Annotated in this window: 14 protein-coding genes; 6 read left to right on the forward strand and 8 right to left on the reverse strand. The window is 44.6% G+C overall.

Translation table 11 applies throughout. The features are described 5' to 3' along the window. Nucleotides 1-166 precede the first annotated feature (166 nt). Nucleotides 167-757, forward strand: a complete 591-nt coding sequence (locus NL643_RS19920) for a GPR1/FUN34/YaaH family transporter (RefSeq protein ID WP_005391518.1) — start codon at nt 167-169, stop codon at nt 755-757. Nucleotides 758-856: 99 nt separating this feature from the next. Here the strand turns inward: NL643_RS19920 and NL643_RS19925 are convergent, their stop codons facing one another. Together NL643_RS19925 and NL643_RS19930 are read right to left on the reverse strand one after the other, a co-directional pair. After that, nucleotides 857-2,404 carry a sodium:alanine symporter family protein gene (locus NL643_RS19925; RefSeq protein WP_012842106.1) on the reverse strand — a complete coding sequence of 516 codons (1,548 nt, stop codon included), beginning with the start codon at nt 2,402-2,404 and terminating at the stop codon, nt 857-859. Between the two features lie 308 nt (nt 2,405-2,712). Continuing rightward, nucleotides 2,713-3,969: a D-amino acid dehydrogenase gene (locus NL643_RS19930; RefSeq protein WP_164666627.1), complete on the reverse strand. Its 1,257-nt coding sequence runs from the start codon at nt 3,967-3,969 to the stop codon at nt 2,713-2,715. A gap of 106 nt (nt 3,970-4,075) precedes the next feature. On the opposite strand from NL643_RS19930, the gene NL643_RS19935 reads away from it, so the two are divergent. Continuing rightward, nucleotides 4,076-4,993, forward strand: a complete 918-nt coding sequence (locus NL643_RS19935) for a LysR substrate-binding domain-containing protein (RefSeq protein WP_139059734.1) — start codon at nt 4,076-4,078, stop codon at nt 4,991-4,993. A 63-nt stretch (nt 4,994-5,056) separates the two neighbouring features. On the opposite strand, the gene NL643_RS19940 is transcribed toward NL643_RS19935, so the two are convergent. Continuing rightward, on the reverse strand, nt 5,057-6,802 hold the full coding sequence (locus NL643_RS19940; protein ID WP_164666628.1) for an amidohydrolase: 1,746 nt from the start codon (nt 6,800-6,802) through the stop codon (nt 5,057-5,059). A 289-nt stretch (nt 6,803-7,091) separates the two neighbouring features. Between NL643_RS19940 and NL643_RS19945 the strand changes: the two genes are divergently transcribed. The 3 genes from NL643_RS19945 (at nt 7,092) to NL643_RS19955 (ending at nt 10,729) form a co-directional block, all read left to right on the forward strand. Further along, nucleotides 7,092-8,360: an O-acetylhomoserine aminocarboxypropyltransferase/cysteine synthase family protein gene (locus tag NL643_RS19945; protein ID WP_047010179.1), complete on the forward strand. Its 1,269-nt coding sequence runs from the start codon at nt 7,092-7,094 to the stop codon at nt 8,358-8,360. Nucleotides 8,361-8,567: 207 nt separating this feature from the next. After that, on the forward strand, nt 8,568-9,899 hold the full coding sequence (locus NL643_RS19950; RefSeq protein WP_253645030.1) for an aspartate aminotransferase family protein: 1,332 nt from the start codon (nt 8,568-8,570) through the stop codon (nt 9,897-9,899). After that, nucleotides 9,890-10,729, forward strand: a complete 840-nt coding sequence (locus NL643_RS19955) for a 3-keto-5-aminohexanoate cleavage protein (protein ID WP_253645031.1) — start codon at nt 9,890-9,892, stop codon at nt 10,727-10,729. Before NL643_RS19950 ends, NL643_RS19955 begins: the two co-directional genes overlap by 10 nt. A 70-nt stretch (nt 10,730-10,799) precedes the next feature. Here the strand turns inward: NL643_RS19955 and NL643_RS19960 are convergent, their stop codons facing one another. The 4 genes from NL643_RS19960 to NL643_RS19975 form a co-directional block, all read right to left on the reverse strand. After that, nucleotides 10,800-12,167 (reverse strand): Na+/H+ antiporter NhaC family protein, encoded by a 1,368-nt coding sequence (locus tag NL643_RS19960; RefSeq protein ID WP_186437868.1) that lies wholly within the window; start codon nt 12,165-12,167, stop codon nt 10,800-10,802. Between the two features lie 180 nt (nt 12,168-12,347). Further along, complete coding sequence (locus NL643_RS19965) at nt 12,348-12,935, reverse strand: DedA family protein (protein ID WP_005391489.1); 588 nt, start codon at nt 12,933-12,935, stop codon at nt 12,348-12,350. A gap of 204 nt (nt 12,936-13,139) precedes the next feature. Further along, a complete protein-coding gene (locus NL643_RS19970; RefSeq protein WP_005391488.1) occupies nt 13,140-14,675 on the reverse strand; it encodes a bifunctional GNAT family N-acetyltransferase/carbon-nitrogen hydrolase family protein in 1,536 nt (511 codons plus the stop codon). A gap of 120 nt (nt 14,676-14,795) precedes the next feature. After that, entirely contained in the window at nt 14,796-15,677 is an 882-nt protein-coding gene (locus NL643_RS19975) for a LysR family transcriptional regulator (protein ID WP_253645032.1), read from the reverse strand. A 423-nt stretch (nt 15,678-16,100) separates the two neighbouring features. Here NL643_RS19975 and NL643_RS19980 point away from each other — a divergent pair, with 423 nt between their 5' ends. Next, the gene (locus NL643_RS19980; RefSeq protein ID WP_253645033.1) at nt 16,101-16,664 is read left to right on the forward strand and encodes a porin family protein; all 564 of its coding nucleotides are present in this window, start codon (nt 16,101-16,103) and stop codon (nt 16,662-16,664) included. Nucleotides 16,665-16,785: 121 nt separating this feature from the next. On the opposite strand, the gene NL643_RS19985 is transcribed toward NL643_RS19980, so the two are convergent. Beyond that, nucleotides 16,786-17,925 carry a lipase family protein gene (locus NL643_RS19985; RefSeq protein WP_253645034.1) on the reverse strand — a complete coding sequence of 380 codons (1,140 nt, stop codon included), beginning with the start codon at nt 17,923-17,925 and terminating at the stop codon, nt 16,786-16,788. Between the last annotated feature and the right edge of the window lie 156 nt (nt 17,926-18,081).

An 18,081-nucleotide genomic window follows, 5' to 3' on the forward strand; every position in this document is an offset into this window, starting at 1 on the left:
CTAACCATCTATAAAGACTCTGCTTTTTAGCGGGGTCTTTTTTTATTTGAGCGGTTGCTTATTTATGGAATCTAAGTTTTCAATAACAGTTTTTCTCTTTTGTTCTGGGGCCCATTAAAATTCGCGCGCATTTTTTATCAACATTTTTGAAAAAAGGTATTTGTACATGTCGACAAAACTGGCTAACCCAGCACCGCTAGGTCTAATGGGTTTCGGTATGACCACTATTCTGCTCAATATTCATAACGCAGGATTTTTCCCAATTGACTCTATGATTCTAGCGATGGGCATCTTTTACGGTGGCCTTAGCCAAGTAATCGTTGGCATCATGTGCTTTAAACGCGGCGACACGTTCGGCACAACTGCGTTTACTTCTTACGGTCTATTTTGGCTAACACTAGTAGGCTTGATCGTAATGCCTCACATGGGTCTTCCTGCAAGCCCAGCAAGCTTTATGGGTTGGTACCTAGCGCTTTGGGGCATCTTCACTGGTTTCATGTTCATTGGTTCTCTATGCTACCCAACAGCGAAGCAAGTGGTATTTGGTTCTCTAACTATCTTGTTCTTCCTACTCGCAGCTCGTGACTTTACTGGTAGTGAAGTGATCGGTGCTATCGCTGGTTTCGAAGGTATCTTCTGTGGTGCAAGCGCGATTTACTTCGCAATGGCACAAGTACTAAACAACGAATTTGGTCGTGAAGTTCTACCTGTAGGTAAAGCAAAAATCGCTCGTAAAGTTGAAGCTGTCGCTGCTTAATCCTTTACACATAATGCAGAAAAGGGGATTAACCAATGGTTAATCCCCTTTTTTATGCCCTTAAACGGACCACTGCTTTTTCTTGTTTATGCGTTAAGGCTATGTTGATGGTTGTTCAACAGTTTCTGTAGTACTGTTGTCTGCCGTTGGTGCCTTACCCGTTTTACGCTTGTACTTATCTTCCCAGTAATCTGCGCCTTTAATGCCTAGCGCTACAGGGTTGAATGTAAAGTCGGTCACACCACGTTTTTGTTGTTCTTCGTAATCGTTCAATGCTTTGAGAGCTGGTTTCGACATAAAGAAGATGATCAAAATACCGACGATGTTAAGCCATGCCATTAGACCTACACCTACATCACCCATCGCCCAGGCTAAGTTGGCGGTTTTCACGGTTCCGTAGAACACTGATGAAATAATGATGACTTTCAGAATAAACATCAGCCCATTTACTTTGAATGTACGACGAATGTAAGCAATGTTCGTTTCTGCAATGTAGTAGTAAGCTAGAATGGTCGTAAACGCAAAGAAGAAAAGTGCGATTGCGATGAATGGTTTACCCACGCCAGGTAGTGCACTTTCGATCGCCATTTGCGTAAATACAGGACCATTCGCACCAATATCAGCCGGTAGGTTTTGAATTAGGAACGTACCTTCAACTGCACCATTTACGTTGTACGCGCCAGTGATAAGAATCATAAACGCGGTTGCCGAACACACAAGTAGTGTATCGATGTAAATAGAGAAAGATTGAACAAGACCTTGCTGAGCTGGGTGATCAACACTCGCTGCAGCTGCTGCGTGAGGACCAGTACCTTGACCTGCTTCGTTGGAGTAAACGCCACGTTTTACACCCCAACCGATTGCCGCACCAACACCTGCCATTGGTGTGAACGCGTCACCAATGATCATGCCGAAAATGCGTGGAACCTCACCAATGTTTAGAAGGATGATGACAAATGCAGTGATGATGTAAGCCAGCGCCATAAATGGCACAACGATTTGGGTAAAGTTCGCAATACGTTTTACGCCACCGAAGATGATGAAGGCCAGAATGACACAGACAACCGTACCAGTGAAAATTTTAGCAAAACTGAAGGTACCAATAGCGGTTTCAATCATGTCACCTGAGCCAAATGCTGCTTCTACTGCGTTACCGATGCTGTTCGATTGAACGCCAGGAAGTAGAACACCACATGCAAAGATGGTTGCGATAGCGAAGATCCAAGCGTACCATTTTTGTCCCATTGCTTTTTCAATGTAGTAAGCAGGACCACCACGGAATTCACCTTCGTCTTCTTCTTTATAGATTTGCGCAAGTGTCGACTCTGCGTATGCGGTTGCCGCACCAAAGAAGGCAACGACCCACATCCAGAATACGGCGCCTGGTCCACCAAAACCGATAGCGGCAGCAACACCAGCAATGTTACCTGTACCTACACGGCCAGATAGTGAAACAGCAAGTGCCTGAAATGATGATATCCCTTTTGTTGAACTCTTCCCTGAAAGTAATAAGCGCCACATCTCAAAGAAGTGACGAATTTGTACAAAACGCGTCATGATTGAATAGAACAAACCTGCACCAAGGCACAAATAGATCAGTACCGGGCTCCAAATAATTCCATTCAGAAAATCAACTAATGACTGCATGAGTATTTTCCCTGTTAGTTGTGTTTGTGGTTGTTTTTCACACAATACATTACCCTTTATGTAATGCAAATGTTAACTTTTTTGGCTATAAATCCTTTGTAGCGTGATGGTGAACACAGAATGGAGAGTGATTGTTAAAATTTAGTTCTTGTTGCTTATTTGCTCCTTTGAGGTAGAAGATTTGTCTGATGATTAAATATGCAGCACATTGTCATTAAAATGTGCTGCACATTTGATGAGTTAAAAATGCCAAATAATATGCATTTTGTGGAGTAAAGGCCTGTTTGTTTTTTTATGCAGATATGTCCTTATGCATAACGGCAAAGGTTAAGCTCTGTGTCATTCATCACTTTCGCTTTTTCACCAGCCATAATGCTCGCTAGTAATTGACCAGAACCACAAGCCATAGTCCAACCCAGAGTACCGTGTCCGGTGTTAGTAAAAAGGTTATCGTATTTAGTTGCGCCAATAATCGGTGTGCCATCAGGCGTCATTGGTCTAAAGCCACTCCAAAACTCGGCTTGGCTAAAGTCGCCGCAGCGAGGGAAAAGATCACGGATGACCATTTCGATGGTGTTTTTTCGTTTTTGCGGAAGGGAGGCATCAAACCCTGCTAATTCTGCGGTGCCCGCTACGCGAATTCTGTCATCAAACCGAGTCATGGCGACTTTATAGGTTTCATCCATCACAGTAGAGCGAGGAGAGAAGTGCTCATCTTCCATTGGGATGGTGAGCGAATAGCCTTTTACTGGATAGACAGGAATCTCAATGTCGAGTTGCTTGAGTAGCGCTGTAGAATAGCTGCCAGAGGCAACCACATATTGGTCTGCTTTAAACTGTCCTCGATTCGTTTGGACACCTATGATCTTTTTGCCTACTGTAACCCAATTGCTTACTTCGGTGTCGAACTCGAACCTCACGCCATGGGCCTTAGCGAGTTCTGTTAGTTGTTGGCAAAACTGATAGCAATCTCCTGTTTCGTCATCTGGCAGGTGCAAGCCACCAACCAGTTTATCTTTCACAAGATCCAGTCCAGGTTCTTGTTCAATGCAGCGTTCTACGTCCATCAACTCAAACCGAGTCCCGCTTTGCTCTAGAAGCTGCATATCCTTTTCAATGGCTTGCAGCTGTTGAGACGTTCGAAATACTTGCAAGGTGCCGAACTGGCGACCTTGATATTCAATGGCATGTTCTTGACGTAATTGTTCCAGACACATACGACTGTGGTTAGCTATCGAAAGCATGCGAGCTTTGTTGACTTGGTAGCGAGACAGGGTGCAGTTGGCCACCATCTTACTTGCCCAACTGATCATATCGGCATTGAGGGTTGGTTTGATTTTGAGTGGAGCATGCTCTTCCATTAACCACTTTATGGCTTTAACAGGAACACCAGGCGCAGCCCAAGGCGAAGAATAGCCGTACGAGATCTGCCCAGCATTGGCGAAACTTGTTTCCATTGCACTGCTTGGTTGACGGTCAATAACAGTAACTTGATAGCCTGCTTGAGATAAATACCAAGCAGAGGTTAAGCCGATGACGCCGCTGCCTAATACGATGACTTCCATTGATGTACTCCACACATTTATCTGAGTGGTTAGTTTCTTTTCCTTACCTTTTGTTAACAATCGATATAAATTACATACAGTGTTTAGAAAAACTATAGGCTCAAGGATGAGAAGTAATTTAATCAGTGGCTTGTGTCTGTTTAGCCAAGTCGCGGAACACAGCAGCTTTACTGGCGCGGCTAAGTTTTTGCACCTCACTACGGGAGCCGTGAGCCAACAAATTATTCATTTGGAAGAGTTATTAGGTTTTACTTTATTTGAACGCCATTCCCGCGGTATTCGTTTAACCGCTAAAGGCACTCAGTTACACCAAGCAACGCAGTTTCACTTTTCTGAGCTGAGCAAACTGCTTGATGAGCTCAAAGTAGAAAAGCACACCAATGAGATCCGCTTAAAATTAACGCCTTCTTTTGCTTTTAAATGGTTAGTCCCAAAGCTGGAAAGTTTTCATCACGAGAACCCGGATATCCAAGTGCAAATCTTCGCGGAAGGGGCGTTAGTGAATAGTGAGATAAAAGATTATGACGTCGCGATAGACTATGGTCTTCATCCTTACCGAAATGCTAACGCGGAGTTGATTTTGGATGAGCAACTGCTGCCCGTAATGAGTCCGAAGTACCTTGAGGATCATGGTTGGCTAAAAGTGCCTTTTGATGAACAAGAATCCTCAATGTCAGTGAAGAAATGGCAGGAGGCGACGCTACTACACGATGCGATGCCATGGGAAAAAGCGACGCGTGACTATGAGTGGCTATATTGGGCGTCAGCAATGGGATTAGACTTTAAAACCGATGTTGGACACTTTTTCAATAGAACGGATATGGCGATGTCTGCGGCGGAAGCAGGAGTTGGGATTGCGATGGCACGAATGGCACTGATTGAGGATGAATTGACGACAGAGCGTTTAGTTTCTCCCTTTCAGCCGGTTCCAGCCAATGCAGGGTACTACTTGATCATGAACACACGAAGCCAGTCCACAAACAAGTTTCGTACTTGGTTATTACAGCAAGTGGAGAGTAAATAGATATAGTGCTTGGTGAGTCAGATAGAAAACACCGCCTCGATGACGGCGGTGTTTTATTTTGGATTACTGTCGTTGATAAACCGACTCGCCTCGGCTGATAGTTTCTTCCACGTTTAGGTCTTTTAGCGCCTTAGGTTCAATCTTCATCGGGTTGTTATCGAGGATGATTAAATCCGCATTCTTACCCACCTCGATAGAACCTTTATACGACTCCTCAAAGTGTTGGTAAGCCGGCCAAATGGTCATGGCTTGCAGCGCGGTGTACGTGTCAACGCGCTGATCTGGCCCCAGTACTTTATCGGTTCTGGTGGTGCGATTGACGGTCGCATCCAATACTCGGAATGAACTTGGCAGCGCCACAGGTGCGTCATGGTGTGTACTGAATTTTAACCCCGCCTTTCTCACCGCTTGGGTTGGTGAAATGAAATCGGCACGAGGATGGCCGAGTACCGAGTCCACATGCCAGTCACCCCAATAGAAAGTATGCATTGGGAATAGAGAAGGGAAGATGCCTTGCGCAGCTAAGCGATCCACTTGGTCTTGGCGCATGGTTTGGCCGTGAATGAGTACAGGTCGGCGGTCTTGCTTTCCTAGCTTTTCATTTGCTTTGGTTACCGCATTGATAAATTGCTCGATCGCAGCGTCACCATTGGCATGCGTCAGCACTTGCCATTCATTTTTAAAGGCCGTTTCTACGTAATCGTAAGCTTGTTGATCTTCAAAGGTTGGGTAGCCAGCGTAGTCTTTATCTTGTCCATGTGGAGGGTGGAAGTAAGGCTGACTTAGCCATGCCGTTTTACCTTGTGGAGAGCCATCAAAGTTCAGCTTTACGCCACCGATGCGGAAATGGTTTGTGTACTCTGGCGTGTTGTATTCCGAGTCCATAAAATCGCTGCTCGATACCATATCGGCGTACGCAACCAAGTCGATCATCAACTTGTCGTTTTTCGACGCGCGTTTCATCGCTTCATAACCTTCTGATGTTGCTCGTCCTTCTTGAGCCGTGGTATAGCCATATTTCGCGTACATACCTTGCGAGGCTTCTAACATGCGATCTTGAAGTTCTGAATCAATCAACTTATTGAGGTTGAACAGCATTGCAAAGTGCGCGTTTTCTTCTAGGACCCCATTTGGTTCTTGGCTGTTTTCCATTCGGCGGATAATGCCACCTTTTGGATCTTCCGATTCTGATGTGATGCCTGCTAGCTCTAACGCTTTACTGTTTGCGACACTCAAATGCCCCGAAGTATGGATGATTAATACAGGCTTATCTGTGCTGACTTTATCGAGATCCGCTTTGGTAGGGTAGTAATCCAGTTGGGCGTCGTCGTAACCAAAACCTAAAATCCATCCGGTTTTCTCAATGAATAGGCGTTGCGTATTATTGTTCTCGGCATTTTTCAGAGTTTCTATGATTTTCGCAACGGTATCGGCTTCGCCATCAGGAGATGGCAGCACGTTTGCGACCATGGCTTGCAGACCAACACCATACACATGACTGTGCGGATCAACAAAGCCAGGCAACATAGTTTTGCCTTTTAAGTCGACCAACTGTGTTTTACCGAACTTGTGTTCCATCGCTCCATCTTTGCTGCCGACATAAATGATTTTCTCGCCTAATGTCGCGACGGCTTCGGCGTACTCTGGTTTATCGCCTGCCATGGTTAGGATGTCGCCACCATAATAAATTTTGTCTGCGGCGGTTACTTTGAGTGGCTCGGCGACGGCTTCTACTTCTTTCGCTTCTTCAGAAAAACACCCCGTTAAAGCAAGCCCAGATAGGGCAATGGGGATCCAGTTTTTGTTCATCGGTCATCTCCATACAGAGTAAGTTTTTTGCCTATTGCTCCCATCTCAATGAGTTTGAGAACTCAATAGGTCAAATTCACTTTAGTTCATATTGAAGGAGGATTATCAACAAGATTAAAGACTTTCAATCAAGCGCAAGTTATACCTATCGATGAATATCAAAAATGTTACCTTTTCCCATTTCATAAACGTTTCTGGACTTGGACAATGTGACCCATAACGAGGTTCTGTGGTTAAAAAGTCGGCATGATAAGTCCACGATTTATCTCGATGACGCTCAAGGAAGAACATGAAAGACGAAACGCTATCCATCCATTTTGGTTACGAAACTGACCCTACCACTAAATCTGTCGCGACACCGATTTATCAAACGGTCGCGTACGAGTTTGATAACGCGCAGCACGGCGCTGATCTGTTTAACTTGGAAGTGCCGGGGAATATCTACACTCGCATCATGAATCCGACTAACGATGTTCTGGAAAAACGCATGGCGGCGTTAGAAGGCGGCATTGCCGGGTTGGTCGTGAGTGCGGGGAGTGCAGCGATTAACTATGCGATTCTGACGTTAGCACAAGCGGGCGATAACATCGTCTCTACGCCGCAACTTTATGGCGGTACTTACACCTTGTTTGCGCACATGCTGCCAAATCAGGGGATTCAGGTGAAGTTTGCCAAAGATGACAAACCAGAAAGTTTGGCTGAGTTAATTGATGAAAATACCAAAGCGGTGTACTGCGAGAGCATTGGTAACCCAGCCGGTAATATCATTGATTTAGAACGTGTGGCGGAGCTTGCTCACGCACAAGGTGTGCCTGTGATTGTGGATAACACCGTCGCGACGCCAGTGCTGTGCAAACCCATCGAGTTCGGTGCGGATATCGTCGTTCACTCTCTCACTAAATACGTTGGTGGGCATGGCACCACATTAGGTGGCGTGATTGTGGATTCCGGTAAATTCCCTTGGGCGCAGCACAAAGACCGCTTTCCCGTTTTCAACCAACCAGAACCTTCTTACCACGGCGTGGTGTATACCGAAGCGTTTGGTGAGGCGGCATTTATCGGGCGTGCGCGTACCGTACCATTGCGTAATACCGGATCGGCATTATCACCGATGAATGCATTTATGCTTATGCAAGGGCTAGAAACGTTACCGCTGCGTATGGAGCGCCATACCGAGAACACTCTCAAAGTGGCTGAGTTCTTGGAACAGAATGACAAAGTCAGCTGGGTAAGTTATGCCGGATTGCCAAGTTCTGATCACTTCCATCTCGCCGAAAAATACATGAAAGGTAAGCCTTCTGCGATTTTGTCGTTTGGTTTAAAAGACGGCTATGACGCAGGTGTGCGCTTTTATGACGCTCTGAAAATCTTTAAGCGTTTGGTGAACATTGGCGATGCAAAATCATTGGCTTGTCATCCCGCCTCGACGACCCATCGTCAGTTGAGCGAAGCAGAACAAAAACAAGCTGGTGTGTCTCCAGAGATGATTCGTTTATCGGTGGGTATTGAACACATTGACGATATTCTAGCCGATTTAGAACAGGCGCTAAACGCGTAAACGATTCTGTTTTTAGCTTTGGGTTACCCATAGGCCAGCCTTTAAAAAAGCTGGCCTATTTTTATTTTATTATTTAAATATCAAATGCTTTGGTGCTTTTGGTTTGTGGTATTCCAAAAGCTCATAGAGGGTGAAATTTATTCCCTTGTCACGTTTGGGGTTGTTCCTGATGATGTGTGCAAATCTTATACATTGGAAGGGACTCAAATGTCTTACGTATTTCACCGTCATTGTCATGCCACGCTGCCAATCATCGATAGAGGTGAAGGTGTCTATCTATTCGATAAGCATGGAAAGCAATATCTCGATGCTTGTGGTGGTGCTGCGGTATCAAACCTTGGCCACAGTCATCACGCCGTTAAAAAAGCCATGTTGGAACAGATCGAGCGAGTGCCGTTTGCTCATACTGGATTTTTTACTAGTGACAGCAGTGAGCGACTAGCGGAATTGATTTGTCAGTATATGCCTGAGCAGTTCAACCATGTGTATTTAGTCAGTGGCGGGTCAGAAGCGGTGGAGTCGGCACTAAAAATGGCGCGGCAGTATTTTGTGGAATCAGGTAAGCCAGAGAAGAAGCAATTCATCGCGCGTCAGCAAAGTTATCACGGCAATACGTTGGGAGCTCTGGCGGTCGGTGGTAATGAATGGCGACGTGAACCGTTCAAGCCTATCTTGCATCCGAGCCATCACATTGCCCCTTGCTATGCTTATCGGTATCAGCAGACTCATGAGTCGGAATTGGATTACTCATTGCGAACGGCGAATGAACTTGAGGCAAAAATTCTTGAGTTGGGGGCTGAGAATGTAATGGCTTTTGTCGCCGAGCCTATTGTGGGAGCCACCGCTGGAGCTGTGCCAGCGACTCAAGGTTACTTCAAACGTATTCGCGAAATATGCGACCAATACGATGTGTTATTGATCTTGGATGAAGTCATGTGTGGCGTTGGGCGAAGTGGCAGTTTTTTTGCATTTGAGCAAGAAGAGGCAGAGCCCGATCTGGTTTGTATGGCTAAAGGGCTTGGTGCGGGTTATCAACCTATTGGCGCGGTGGTTGCGAATGATCGAGTCTATCAAGCTATTGCTGATGGAAGCGGTTTTTTCCAACACGGTCATACTTTTATGGCGCACCCTGTGGCGTGCGCAGCCGCCGTGGCAACAATTGAAACCATCTTCCAAGATGACTTATTAACGGCGGTGAATCGGCAAAGTGTTTTGCTGCGTAATGAGCTTACTTCTGCATTGGCCCATTTACCGTACATTGGCGACATTCGTGGTAAAGGCTTGTTTTTTGGCATTGAGCTGGTGGCGGATAAAGAAAGCAAGTCGCCTCTGAGTAAAGCCACATTGGCAGACAAACGCATCAAACAGCGAGCAATGGAAAATGGCTTAATGTGCTACCCAATGGGCGGAACGATTGATGGCGTTAATGGGTACCATATTTTGCTCGCACCGCCATTCATTATTCAGTCTCATCATATTGATGAACTAGTCGGCAAACTCTCACTGACGTTAAAAGAGGTGGCGGAGACATGGAAGTAGCAAACCAATATTTGCGAGAACCTATCGCCATTATCGTGGCTCCAAACGGCGCAAGAAAAACCAAGCATGATCACGCTAACTTACCTATGGCAACGGACGAACTGGTTGCAGAGGCTATCGCTTGTCAAACAGCAGGGGCTGCCATGATCCATTTGCATGCTAGAGACGCCAAGGGACGTCATTCATTAGTCATCGATGACAACATGGCAATTTACCATGCCGTGAAAGAAGCGGTGGGAGAAAACATGATGGTTCAGCTCACCACAGAGGCGGTGGGTTTATATTCTCCGGCACAACAGAGGGCGTTAGTTAAAGCTGTGAAACCAGAAGCGGCTTCTTTCGCATTGAGGGAGTTAATCCCCGATCGCGCAAGTGAGAAAGAAGGGCATGCCTTTTTCCATTGGGTGGCTAAAAACAACATCGTGAGCCAAATTATTCTCTACGATGCAACCGACATTGAACGTTATTTCCAACTGCGTGATGCAGGTGTGTTACCTAAAATGCATCAGCATGCATTAGTGGTGTTAGGGCGTTATCACCAAGCTCAACAGTCTTCGCCATGGGATTTACGAGGCTTGAATTTGGCGCGTTTTGTCGAGGAAGAAATTCGATGTGCCATTTGTGCTTTTGGCGCGCGAGAGCAAGATTGTTTAGCGAGTGCGATGTTACTTGGATTAGATGTGAGAGTGGGGTTTGAGAACAACCACTTCGATGTGACAGGCGAGTTAGCAATCAGTAATGCGGCTCAGGTGGAAGCTCTACGCGATGTGGCGCATTGCTTCGCGATTCCTTTACACAGTGCGCAAAGCTTGCGTTCAGTTTTGAAGTAAATCTGTTCGCGGCAAGGAAAATAAAGAAGAAAGTAAAAAGGCTCCATCGGAGCCTTTTCGGTATTTGTCGCTAGTTCTCAGTTTGCACTACAGGTTGACGTGCGGGATGTTTGATAAACACCGCAACAACAGCAGCTATCGCTAATGCAAAGCAGTAGTAAGAATTAGCAACCACTTCAATTGGCGATAGGTTGAATACGGAACCTAGCAGCAACACTTGAGCGCCGTAAGGCAACACGCCTTGCACCACGCATGAGAAAATGTCTAACAAGCTTGCTGAGCGGCGAGGAGAGACATTATTCTCTTCCGCCAGTTGGCGAGCAACGCTGCCCGATACAATGATGGCTACGGTGTTGTTTGCCGTACAGCCATTGACCATCGACACCAAGCCTGCGATACCTAGCTCACTCGCGCGGCTGTTGGCATGCTTAGAGTGGCTAGAGCCAAACGCGTGGATAAGGCTGCTAACGAAATTGGTTAGGAAAGCAAGGCCGCCTTGACGACGCATCAGTTCACTCAAACCACCAATTAGCATGGACAACAAGAAGATCTCTTGCATGTTACCAAAGCCTTTATAAACGTCTTGGGCTAGATTAGTCAGTCCGTAATTGTCAATCGATGCCAAGCTCACGCCGCCAGCCAAAAGGATACCAATCGACAGAACCACAAACACATTCACACCAGATACCGCTAGGATCAAAATAGTGATGTACGGCAAGACTTTTAGCCACTCAATATCGCCAGTTGCAGGCACTTGAGTCGCTGTACTGTTGAAAGCGAACACTGCAATCGCGATCAACGCCGCAGGCAAAGCAATACGAATGTTCTCTTTAAACTTGTCTTTCATCTCACAACCTTGAGAGCGTGTCGCTGCGATCGTGGTGTCAGAGATGATAGAAAGGTTGTCACCAAACATAGCGCCGCTCAGCACAACGCCTGCGGTTAACGGTAAGCTCATCCCGGCTGATTCAGCAATGCCTAACGCTACGGGTGCAACGGCTGCGATGGTACCCATCGAAGTGCCCATTGCTGTTGCGATAAAAGCAGAAATCAGAAAAATGCCCGGTAAAATCATACTGGTTGGAATTGCGGATAAACCAAGGTTCACCGTTGCATCAACACCGCCAGAGGCTTTTGCTACAGCAGCAAAGGCACCAGCAAGCAGATAGATCATACACATTGCGATGATGTCTGGGTGGCCAACACCACGCATGAAGTGTTCGATTGAGCGGTTAAGTTTCTCTTTACTTAAAAGAAACGCAATGATGATGGCTGGTAATACCGCGATGGGTGCAGGCAGCTGGTAGAAGGCAAATTCAACGCCTTGCAAAGATAAGTAAGTGCCTACGCCAATAAACAGCGCAAGGAATACAATCAATGGGATCAGTGCGACCGCAGAAGGTGCAACTGTTTTAGTTGTTTGTTGGGAACCGGACATGTAAACGACAATGTTAATAATAAGAGAGAAGAGCAGACTAATATCACATTTACGCATTGTCAACGTCTAGACGTCTAAATGGCTGTTTAAATTTTGCGCGTAAAGAAAAAGATAAAAGCTCGTATTACGTATCTCACTGATACCAAGAGCTTTAGTTATGCGCCAATGAAGAGGCTGTCGTTATTGCATTGATTTGGCTTTTTTGCGTTTAACAATACCTAAAACCATCCACGTAAATAAGACAGCAGCAAATGCCCATACCAGATATTTGTATTCGGTGTACAGGTTGCTCAACACGCTTAAATGTTCAAATGCAAAGTGAGTTAACAAGCTGAATACCAATACCCAAACCGTCGCCGCGAGGGCGTTACCGAGCAAAAACTCTCTACGTGGCATTTTCGCGATACCGCACGCAAGAGGCATAAATTGCTTCATTCCTTCAATAAAGCGACTGACGACCAAGCACGTAGGGCCGTATTTCTGGATAGTCAGTTGAAGTGTTTGCATCTTCGGGCCAGAGATATAGCCTTTTTTATCCAACCAGCCTTCAAAGTAATACCCGATTAGGTAACCACAGGTATTCCCAAAAAAGCAGCTTAGCCACGATACCATCATAACCATACTTAGGTTCATGACTTGTTCTGAAGAGAGCAAAGATGCTGCGATCATCAGCGATTGACCAGGCATCGGTACACCTATCCCTTCTAGAAATATACTGACAATCAGCGCCAAGTAGCCGTATTGCTCGAGCAAAGGCTTCATTGACATGAGAAGTTCGTTAATGTGTTCCAAAAGCTTTCCCCTAATAAAAGCGGAACGAAGTTGGAGTGATACTCCGAATGTCCTACTGGGTCAATTCTTGTTTCTTACCGCTGAGAAAAACTGACATGCCTCTGATTATTGTGCGGAATCAATCTGCTGCTTGTTTTATTCGCCGCCACGCTCCCGTGTGGCGGCGAATAAGGCACACCATTATGACTCTTTAGCTTTAGTAAATGCGCCATACAAATCAAGGCGTCGGTGACGTAAGTTGGTTACTGAACCCTCGGTATTAAGTTGCTTCAACTTAGTCAAATCAACATCGGCGAAGATCATCATTTCGGTGTTGGCGCTTGCTTCTGTCAAGGTCGCATCGTGCGGGAAGTAGATATCCGACGGTGAGAATACGGCAGATTGTGCGTACTGGATGTCCACGTTATCAACACGAGGTAAGTTACCAACACTACCACCAATTGCAACATAGCATTCGTTTTCAATGGCACGCGATTGGGAACAAATTCGTACTCGTTGATAGCCATTTTTTGTGTCCGTCCAGAAAGGAACGAATACAATTTGTGCGCCTTGTTCTGCTAACATTCTTCCCAATTCAGGGAATTCGCTGTCATAACAAATCAGTATGCCGACTTTGCCCGCATCGGTTTCGAACACTTGAACATTGTCACCACCGTCGATCACCCAGTCTCTTTGTTCATGAGGCGTGATGTGGATTTTATATTGAGCGTTAATTTCACCATCTCGTTGCAGCAAGTAGGCCACATTATACAGTTTGCCATCTTCGATAACGGGCATACTGCCTGCAATAATGTTGATGTTGTAGGTGACCGCCATCTGCGAGAAACGGTTTTTGATCTCTTCTGTAAAGCTAGCCAAAAAGCGGATTGCTTCAACGGAATTTTTGTCGTTTTGCAAGCCCATCAGCGGTGCGTTAAAGAACTCAGGAAATAGGGCGAAATCGGCTTTATAGTTCGCAAGAGAAGAGATGAAGAACTCAGCCTGATCGAGCAAATCCTCCAGGTCATTCATCGCGCGCATTTGCCACTGTACGACACCAATCCGAATCAGCGTTTTTTCTACATCGTGTACGGATTGAATATCCTCTTCGTAGAAAAAGTTATCCCACTCCAGCAGTGTCGCGTAACCTTTAGAAGCGCTATCCTCTGGTAAGTAGCCGCGCATGATTCGTTTTACATCGAAGTCGTTAGCAAGCTGAAAAGACAAAATAGGGTCATGAAGCTCACGGCGTTTTACTTTGTCGATGTACTCTGCAACGCTCAGTTCATCTGCGTATTGGTGGTAATTAGGAATGCGACCACCGGCTAAAATGGCTTTGAAGTTCTTACTACGGCAAAGCTCTTTACGCGCATCATATAAACGTCGACCCAAACGTAGCCCTCGATAGTCTGGGTGGACAAATACATCGAGACCATACATTGCATCACCGGTTACTTGATTCTGTATGACGTTGTTTTCGGTAATGATGTCGGTATACAGGTGAGGAAGAGAAAAGCGGTTGTAGTCCACTTTAATGGTTAACGCTGCACCGACTATTTTGCCGTTATCTTCAATACAGATTTGGCCATCAGGAAACTGATGAATGAGATCCATAATCGTCAGCCGTGGCCATGAGCCGCCAACATCAGGAAACACTAAGTCCATTAGTTCTGCAAGCTCAGGGTAATCCGTTGGCTCAATGGTACGTAATGAGAGTTTGGGCGAATTGCTGTCCATATCTTTCAATCCATTTATCCTTTTGAAACAGTGTTAATGAGAATGCCACAATTTGGAGCAGACAGATACTGAAGTCTTTGAGTTGTTTTGGGTTACCAAAAGCATTTCAAGAAAACAATATTAGCTTAGTTTGCTCTTCAACCATTCGTAAAACGCCGCCACTTTCTTAGCCGATAGGCGATAATTTGGGATCATCACGTAATAACCATAACCACTCTGTAAAGATAGGTTGAGAATACGTTGGATATCCCCTCTTAAAATAGAATTCTGCGCCATAAAATCAGGAAGTAAGGCGAGTCCTTTTCCCATTTTGACGGCTTCGTAAGCTAGGTAAAAATGTTCAAAGCCTACAGAGTGATAGGTAACGGTTGATTCTACTGCATGCGCAGCCTTAAATTGCTCCCACAATTGAGGGCGAGTGATTTGAGGTATCAGCGGATAGTCGCTAACAGCGTGCACATTCTTGAGTGCAGGAGTATTAGTACAACCGACCAATAGCAGTATTTCTTCGCATAGTAAGTGGCTGTATTCATAATGCGTGGACAATGGAAGACAACGAATATGCAAGTCGCTTTCACCGCTTGAACCTTTGACGTTCCCATCTCCGGTACAGATTCTTACACGGATATTGGAATGTCGCTGGTGGAAGTCATCAATATGAGGTACCAACCAAAGGCTAGCGAAAGAAGGAGTAACATCCACGGTGAGCAATTCTTGCTTTGAATCTGATTGGATTAAGTTAGCGGTTGCATTCTGAATAAGTTCTAGTGCTTCTGTGACTTGCGGTAGGTAGCGTTTTCCTTCCTCAGTTAACTCAATACCATTCGAGCCTCTTTGTATTAAAGGTAAGCCCACTAGTTGTTCAAGCGCGGCGATTTGTTTGCTTACTGCGCTTTGTGTAATGCATAGGGCATCCGCCGCTTTAGAGAAGCTGAGGTAATTTGCAACCGCGACAAACGTCCTTAATGCTCGGATAGAAGGGTACTCACTGCCTTTTAACATACTTCAGTCCCATGGAGATAGCCTCTTCACAGAGTAGGAGATTTACCTATTGAAGCAAAGAGAGAAAAAGCCGATGTGTGATTACCTTCCTTACTCGTTCATAAAGAATCCAGACCAAAAATTAAGAATCCTAAATATAATGGGTATGTAAATAATTGATGATTGGGGTTTGTTTATTGATTTCTCCTATCTTTTGAAAAAACTACAAATAAAATAGAATGTTTTACATCATTAGTATTTACACAAATCTAATATTGTTTTCTCAAGGTAAATAAAACGGTATAACTTTTAGTTTTGTTGTTTTAATTTCAAAATAATGTCATTTTTTATAAAGTAGAAGATGTTTTTCATTAAATTAAAATTGGCATTGCATTTGCTTTGTATAATTCGAACTTTCAATGGCACTTATATTAGGAGAACGAAATGAAAAGCAATGTTGTTACTTTGATTGGCCTTTTTTCTTTAGCAACGTTTAGTACTTTATCTCACGCAGCGGACTCCAAAGATCATGGTGTTTATGTCGGCGCCAATTATGGTTACTTAAAAGTTGATGGACAAGATGACTTTGATGATGACAGTGATGCTATTCAAGGTTTGGTTGGTTACCGTTTTAACCCTTACTTAGCGTTAGAGGGCGGTTACATTGATTTTGGTAGCTATGGTAATAACTTAGCAAATGCCGAAACGGACGGTTACACCGCAGCACTAAAAGTTACAGCCCCTATTGCTGATCGTGTCGATCTTTACGCAAAAGGCGGTCAAATGTGGTACTCGACGGATTACAACGTTGCGGGCTTCCAAGGCAACAAAGATGACGAAGGTGTATTCGCTGGTGCCGGTGTTGGTTTTAAAGTTACTGATAACTTCTTAGTTAACGCAGAATATATGTGGTATGACGTAGAACTGAATGCTGAGAACGTAGCGAATGGTGCAAACACAAAAACTGATTTTAACCAAGCATCGCTAGGTATGGAATATAGATTTTAATATTGTTAACAACTCTAAGCCCTAATAAAAAGCGAAGCCTAAATAGCTTCGCTTTTTTTGAGCTCAATCTAGTTGAGGCTAATAGAGCAGTTTTTAGAATAATTTTTAGTGTCTTTTACTGTCACTCTACTATATTTAGAGCATTTCTAACATGACTGTCTAACCTTCTTACTAGTCTCGAAAAACAAAGTTTTATCACTCTATAAGTAATACTCGATAGGTCGATCGCTGCGCTACCTGACATTACATTCATGTGACCTAAAATACCGCGGACGTGTTCTGTATACTCGTTTTTTAGTTTTGAAATGTACGCCATAGCTTTAGCTAGTTGATCCCAAGCAGTAAGGCCTACGGTTGCTATTTGTTGTATTATATGACCCAGACCTGAAATTCTTAGTAAGGTCAAAATTGAAGAGACTATTTTACTTACCCAACCATCAGTCATTCGAGCATTATATCTATTGTTGAAGTCAAGAAATACGTTGCGTTCTAGGTAAGTTTGAGATTTGGGTTGTAGTGCCGACCACTCATTACTTGTAGCGGTATTGACATAACCCGGAACAGATTTTTTTCCTAGTCCATGAGCGCAGAAGTAGATGCCAGAACTTCCATCTAGCTGATACTCAATACCACCGTGAGTAAATGGCCAAAGAGGAGACATCGGAACTGGATCTGCACCATGAGTGCAGCGATATGAAGAATCTAACTCCCTTCTTGCGTATGGTTTAAAGCCAACTTTTGGTGCGCCAAAAGTATATAGGTGTGCGCTATAGCCGTACTGACTCTTCACCCAATCTGCCGCTAATGAAGCAAGAGCACCACCTAAACTATGACCTACACAGTGTACTGCCTTCGGTGCTTTCATGTTCTTTTTCGAATAACCAGCGATGTATGCTGCAAGTTGTGGCTTTATCGTATTGAAGAGATTTACAAAACCTGCATGTACCCTGTAACCGGATGAGGTACCTGATATCCCAATGTTTCCATCGGTCATAATGTCGCCGATGTTTGCTTGAGTGCCTCGGAAGGAAAATACTAAAGTATCGGCAAACTCGCCCTTACCTCGACCTATCGCTACAAAATCTGATGTCATTCCACCAAATCCCATAAAGCCACTTGTCGTTCCTTTTTTGACATCATTCCTTAGATCAAATGTAAAAAACTTTGCTATATAACCACTAACGTTACGAACATTAGTTGCGAATACAGAATAAGGGATTTCTGCGATTCTAGATGATAGCTTTGGTGAGAGTGATTGCATTCTTTAATTTCCATATAAGTCAGAGTCAATATATCCAACCGTCATTCCGCAGCCAATTTCAGAATTAAAACAATGTGATCCAGTGATCGTTTACAAATGTTAGTGCGACAGACCTCTTGACCGCGATCCCCAGTTTTGATCTATTACTGTTATTTA

The sequence above is a fragment of the Vibrio sp. Y42_MX_L11 genome (assembly GCF_024181785.1).
In the GTDB taxonomy this organism is placed as follows: domain Bacteria; phylum Pseudomonadota; class Gammaproteobacteria; order Enterobacterales; family Vibrionaceae; genus Vibrio; species Vibrio diabolicus.

Coding starts and splice junctions, on each gene's coding strand:
- NL643_RS19955 (WP_253645031.1), top strand. CDS start 9,890: ATGGAAGTAGCAAACCAATATTTGCGAGAACCTATCGCCATTATCGTG.
- NL643_RS19970 (WP_005391488.1), bottom strand. CDS start 14,675: ATGGACAGCAATTCGCCCAAACTCTCATTACGTACCATTGAGCCAACG.
- NL643_RS19945 (WP_047010179.1), top strand. CDS start 7,092: ATGAAAGACGAAACGCTATCCATCCATTTTGGTTACGAAACTGACCCT.
- NL643_RS19980 (WP_253645033.1), top strand. CDS start 16,101: ATGAAAAGCAATGTTGTTACTTTGATTGGCCTTTTTTCTTTAGCAACG.
- NL643_RS19935 (WP_139059734.1), top strand. CDS start 4,076: ATGAGAAGTAATTTAATCAGTGGCTTGTGTCTGTTTAGCCAAGTCGCG.
- NL643_RS19985 (WP_253645034.1), bottom strand. CDS start 17,925: ATGCAATCACTCTCACCAAAGCTATCATCTAGAATCGCAGAAATCCCT.
- NL643_RS19960 (WP_186437868.1), bottom strand. CDS start 12,167: ATGTCCGGTTCCCAACAAACAACTAAAACAGTTGCACCTTCTGCGGTC.
- NL643_RS19940 (WP_164666628.1), bottom strand. CDS start 6,802: ATGAACAAAAACTGGATCCCCATTGCCCTATCTGGGCTTGCTTTAACG.
- NL643_RS19975 (WP_253645032.1), bottom strand. CDS start 15,677: ATGTTAAAAGGCAGTGAGTACCCTTCTATCCGAGCATTAAGGACGTTT.
- NL643_RS19950 (WP_253645030.1), top strand. CDS start 8,568: ATGTCTTACGTATTTCACCGTCATTGTCATGCCACGCTGCCAATCATC.
- NL643_RS19920 (WP_005391518.1), top strand. CDS start 167: ATGTCGACAAAACTGGCTAACCCAGCACCGCTAGGTCTAATGGGTTTC.
- NL643_RS19925 (WP_012842106.1), bottom strand. CDS start 2,404: ATGCAGTCATTAGTTGATTTTCTGAATGGAATTATTTGGAGCCCGGTA.
- NL643_RS19930 (WP_164666627.1), bottom strand. CDS start 3,969: ATGGAAGTCATCGTATTAGGCAGCGGCGTCATCGGCTTAACCTCTGCT.
- NL643_RS19965 (WP_005391489.1), bottom strand. CDS start 12,935: ATGTCAATGAAGCCTTTGCTCGAGCAATACGGCTACTTGGCGCTGATT.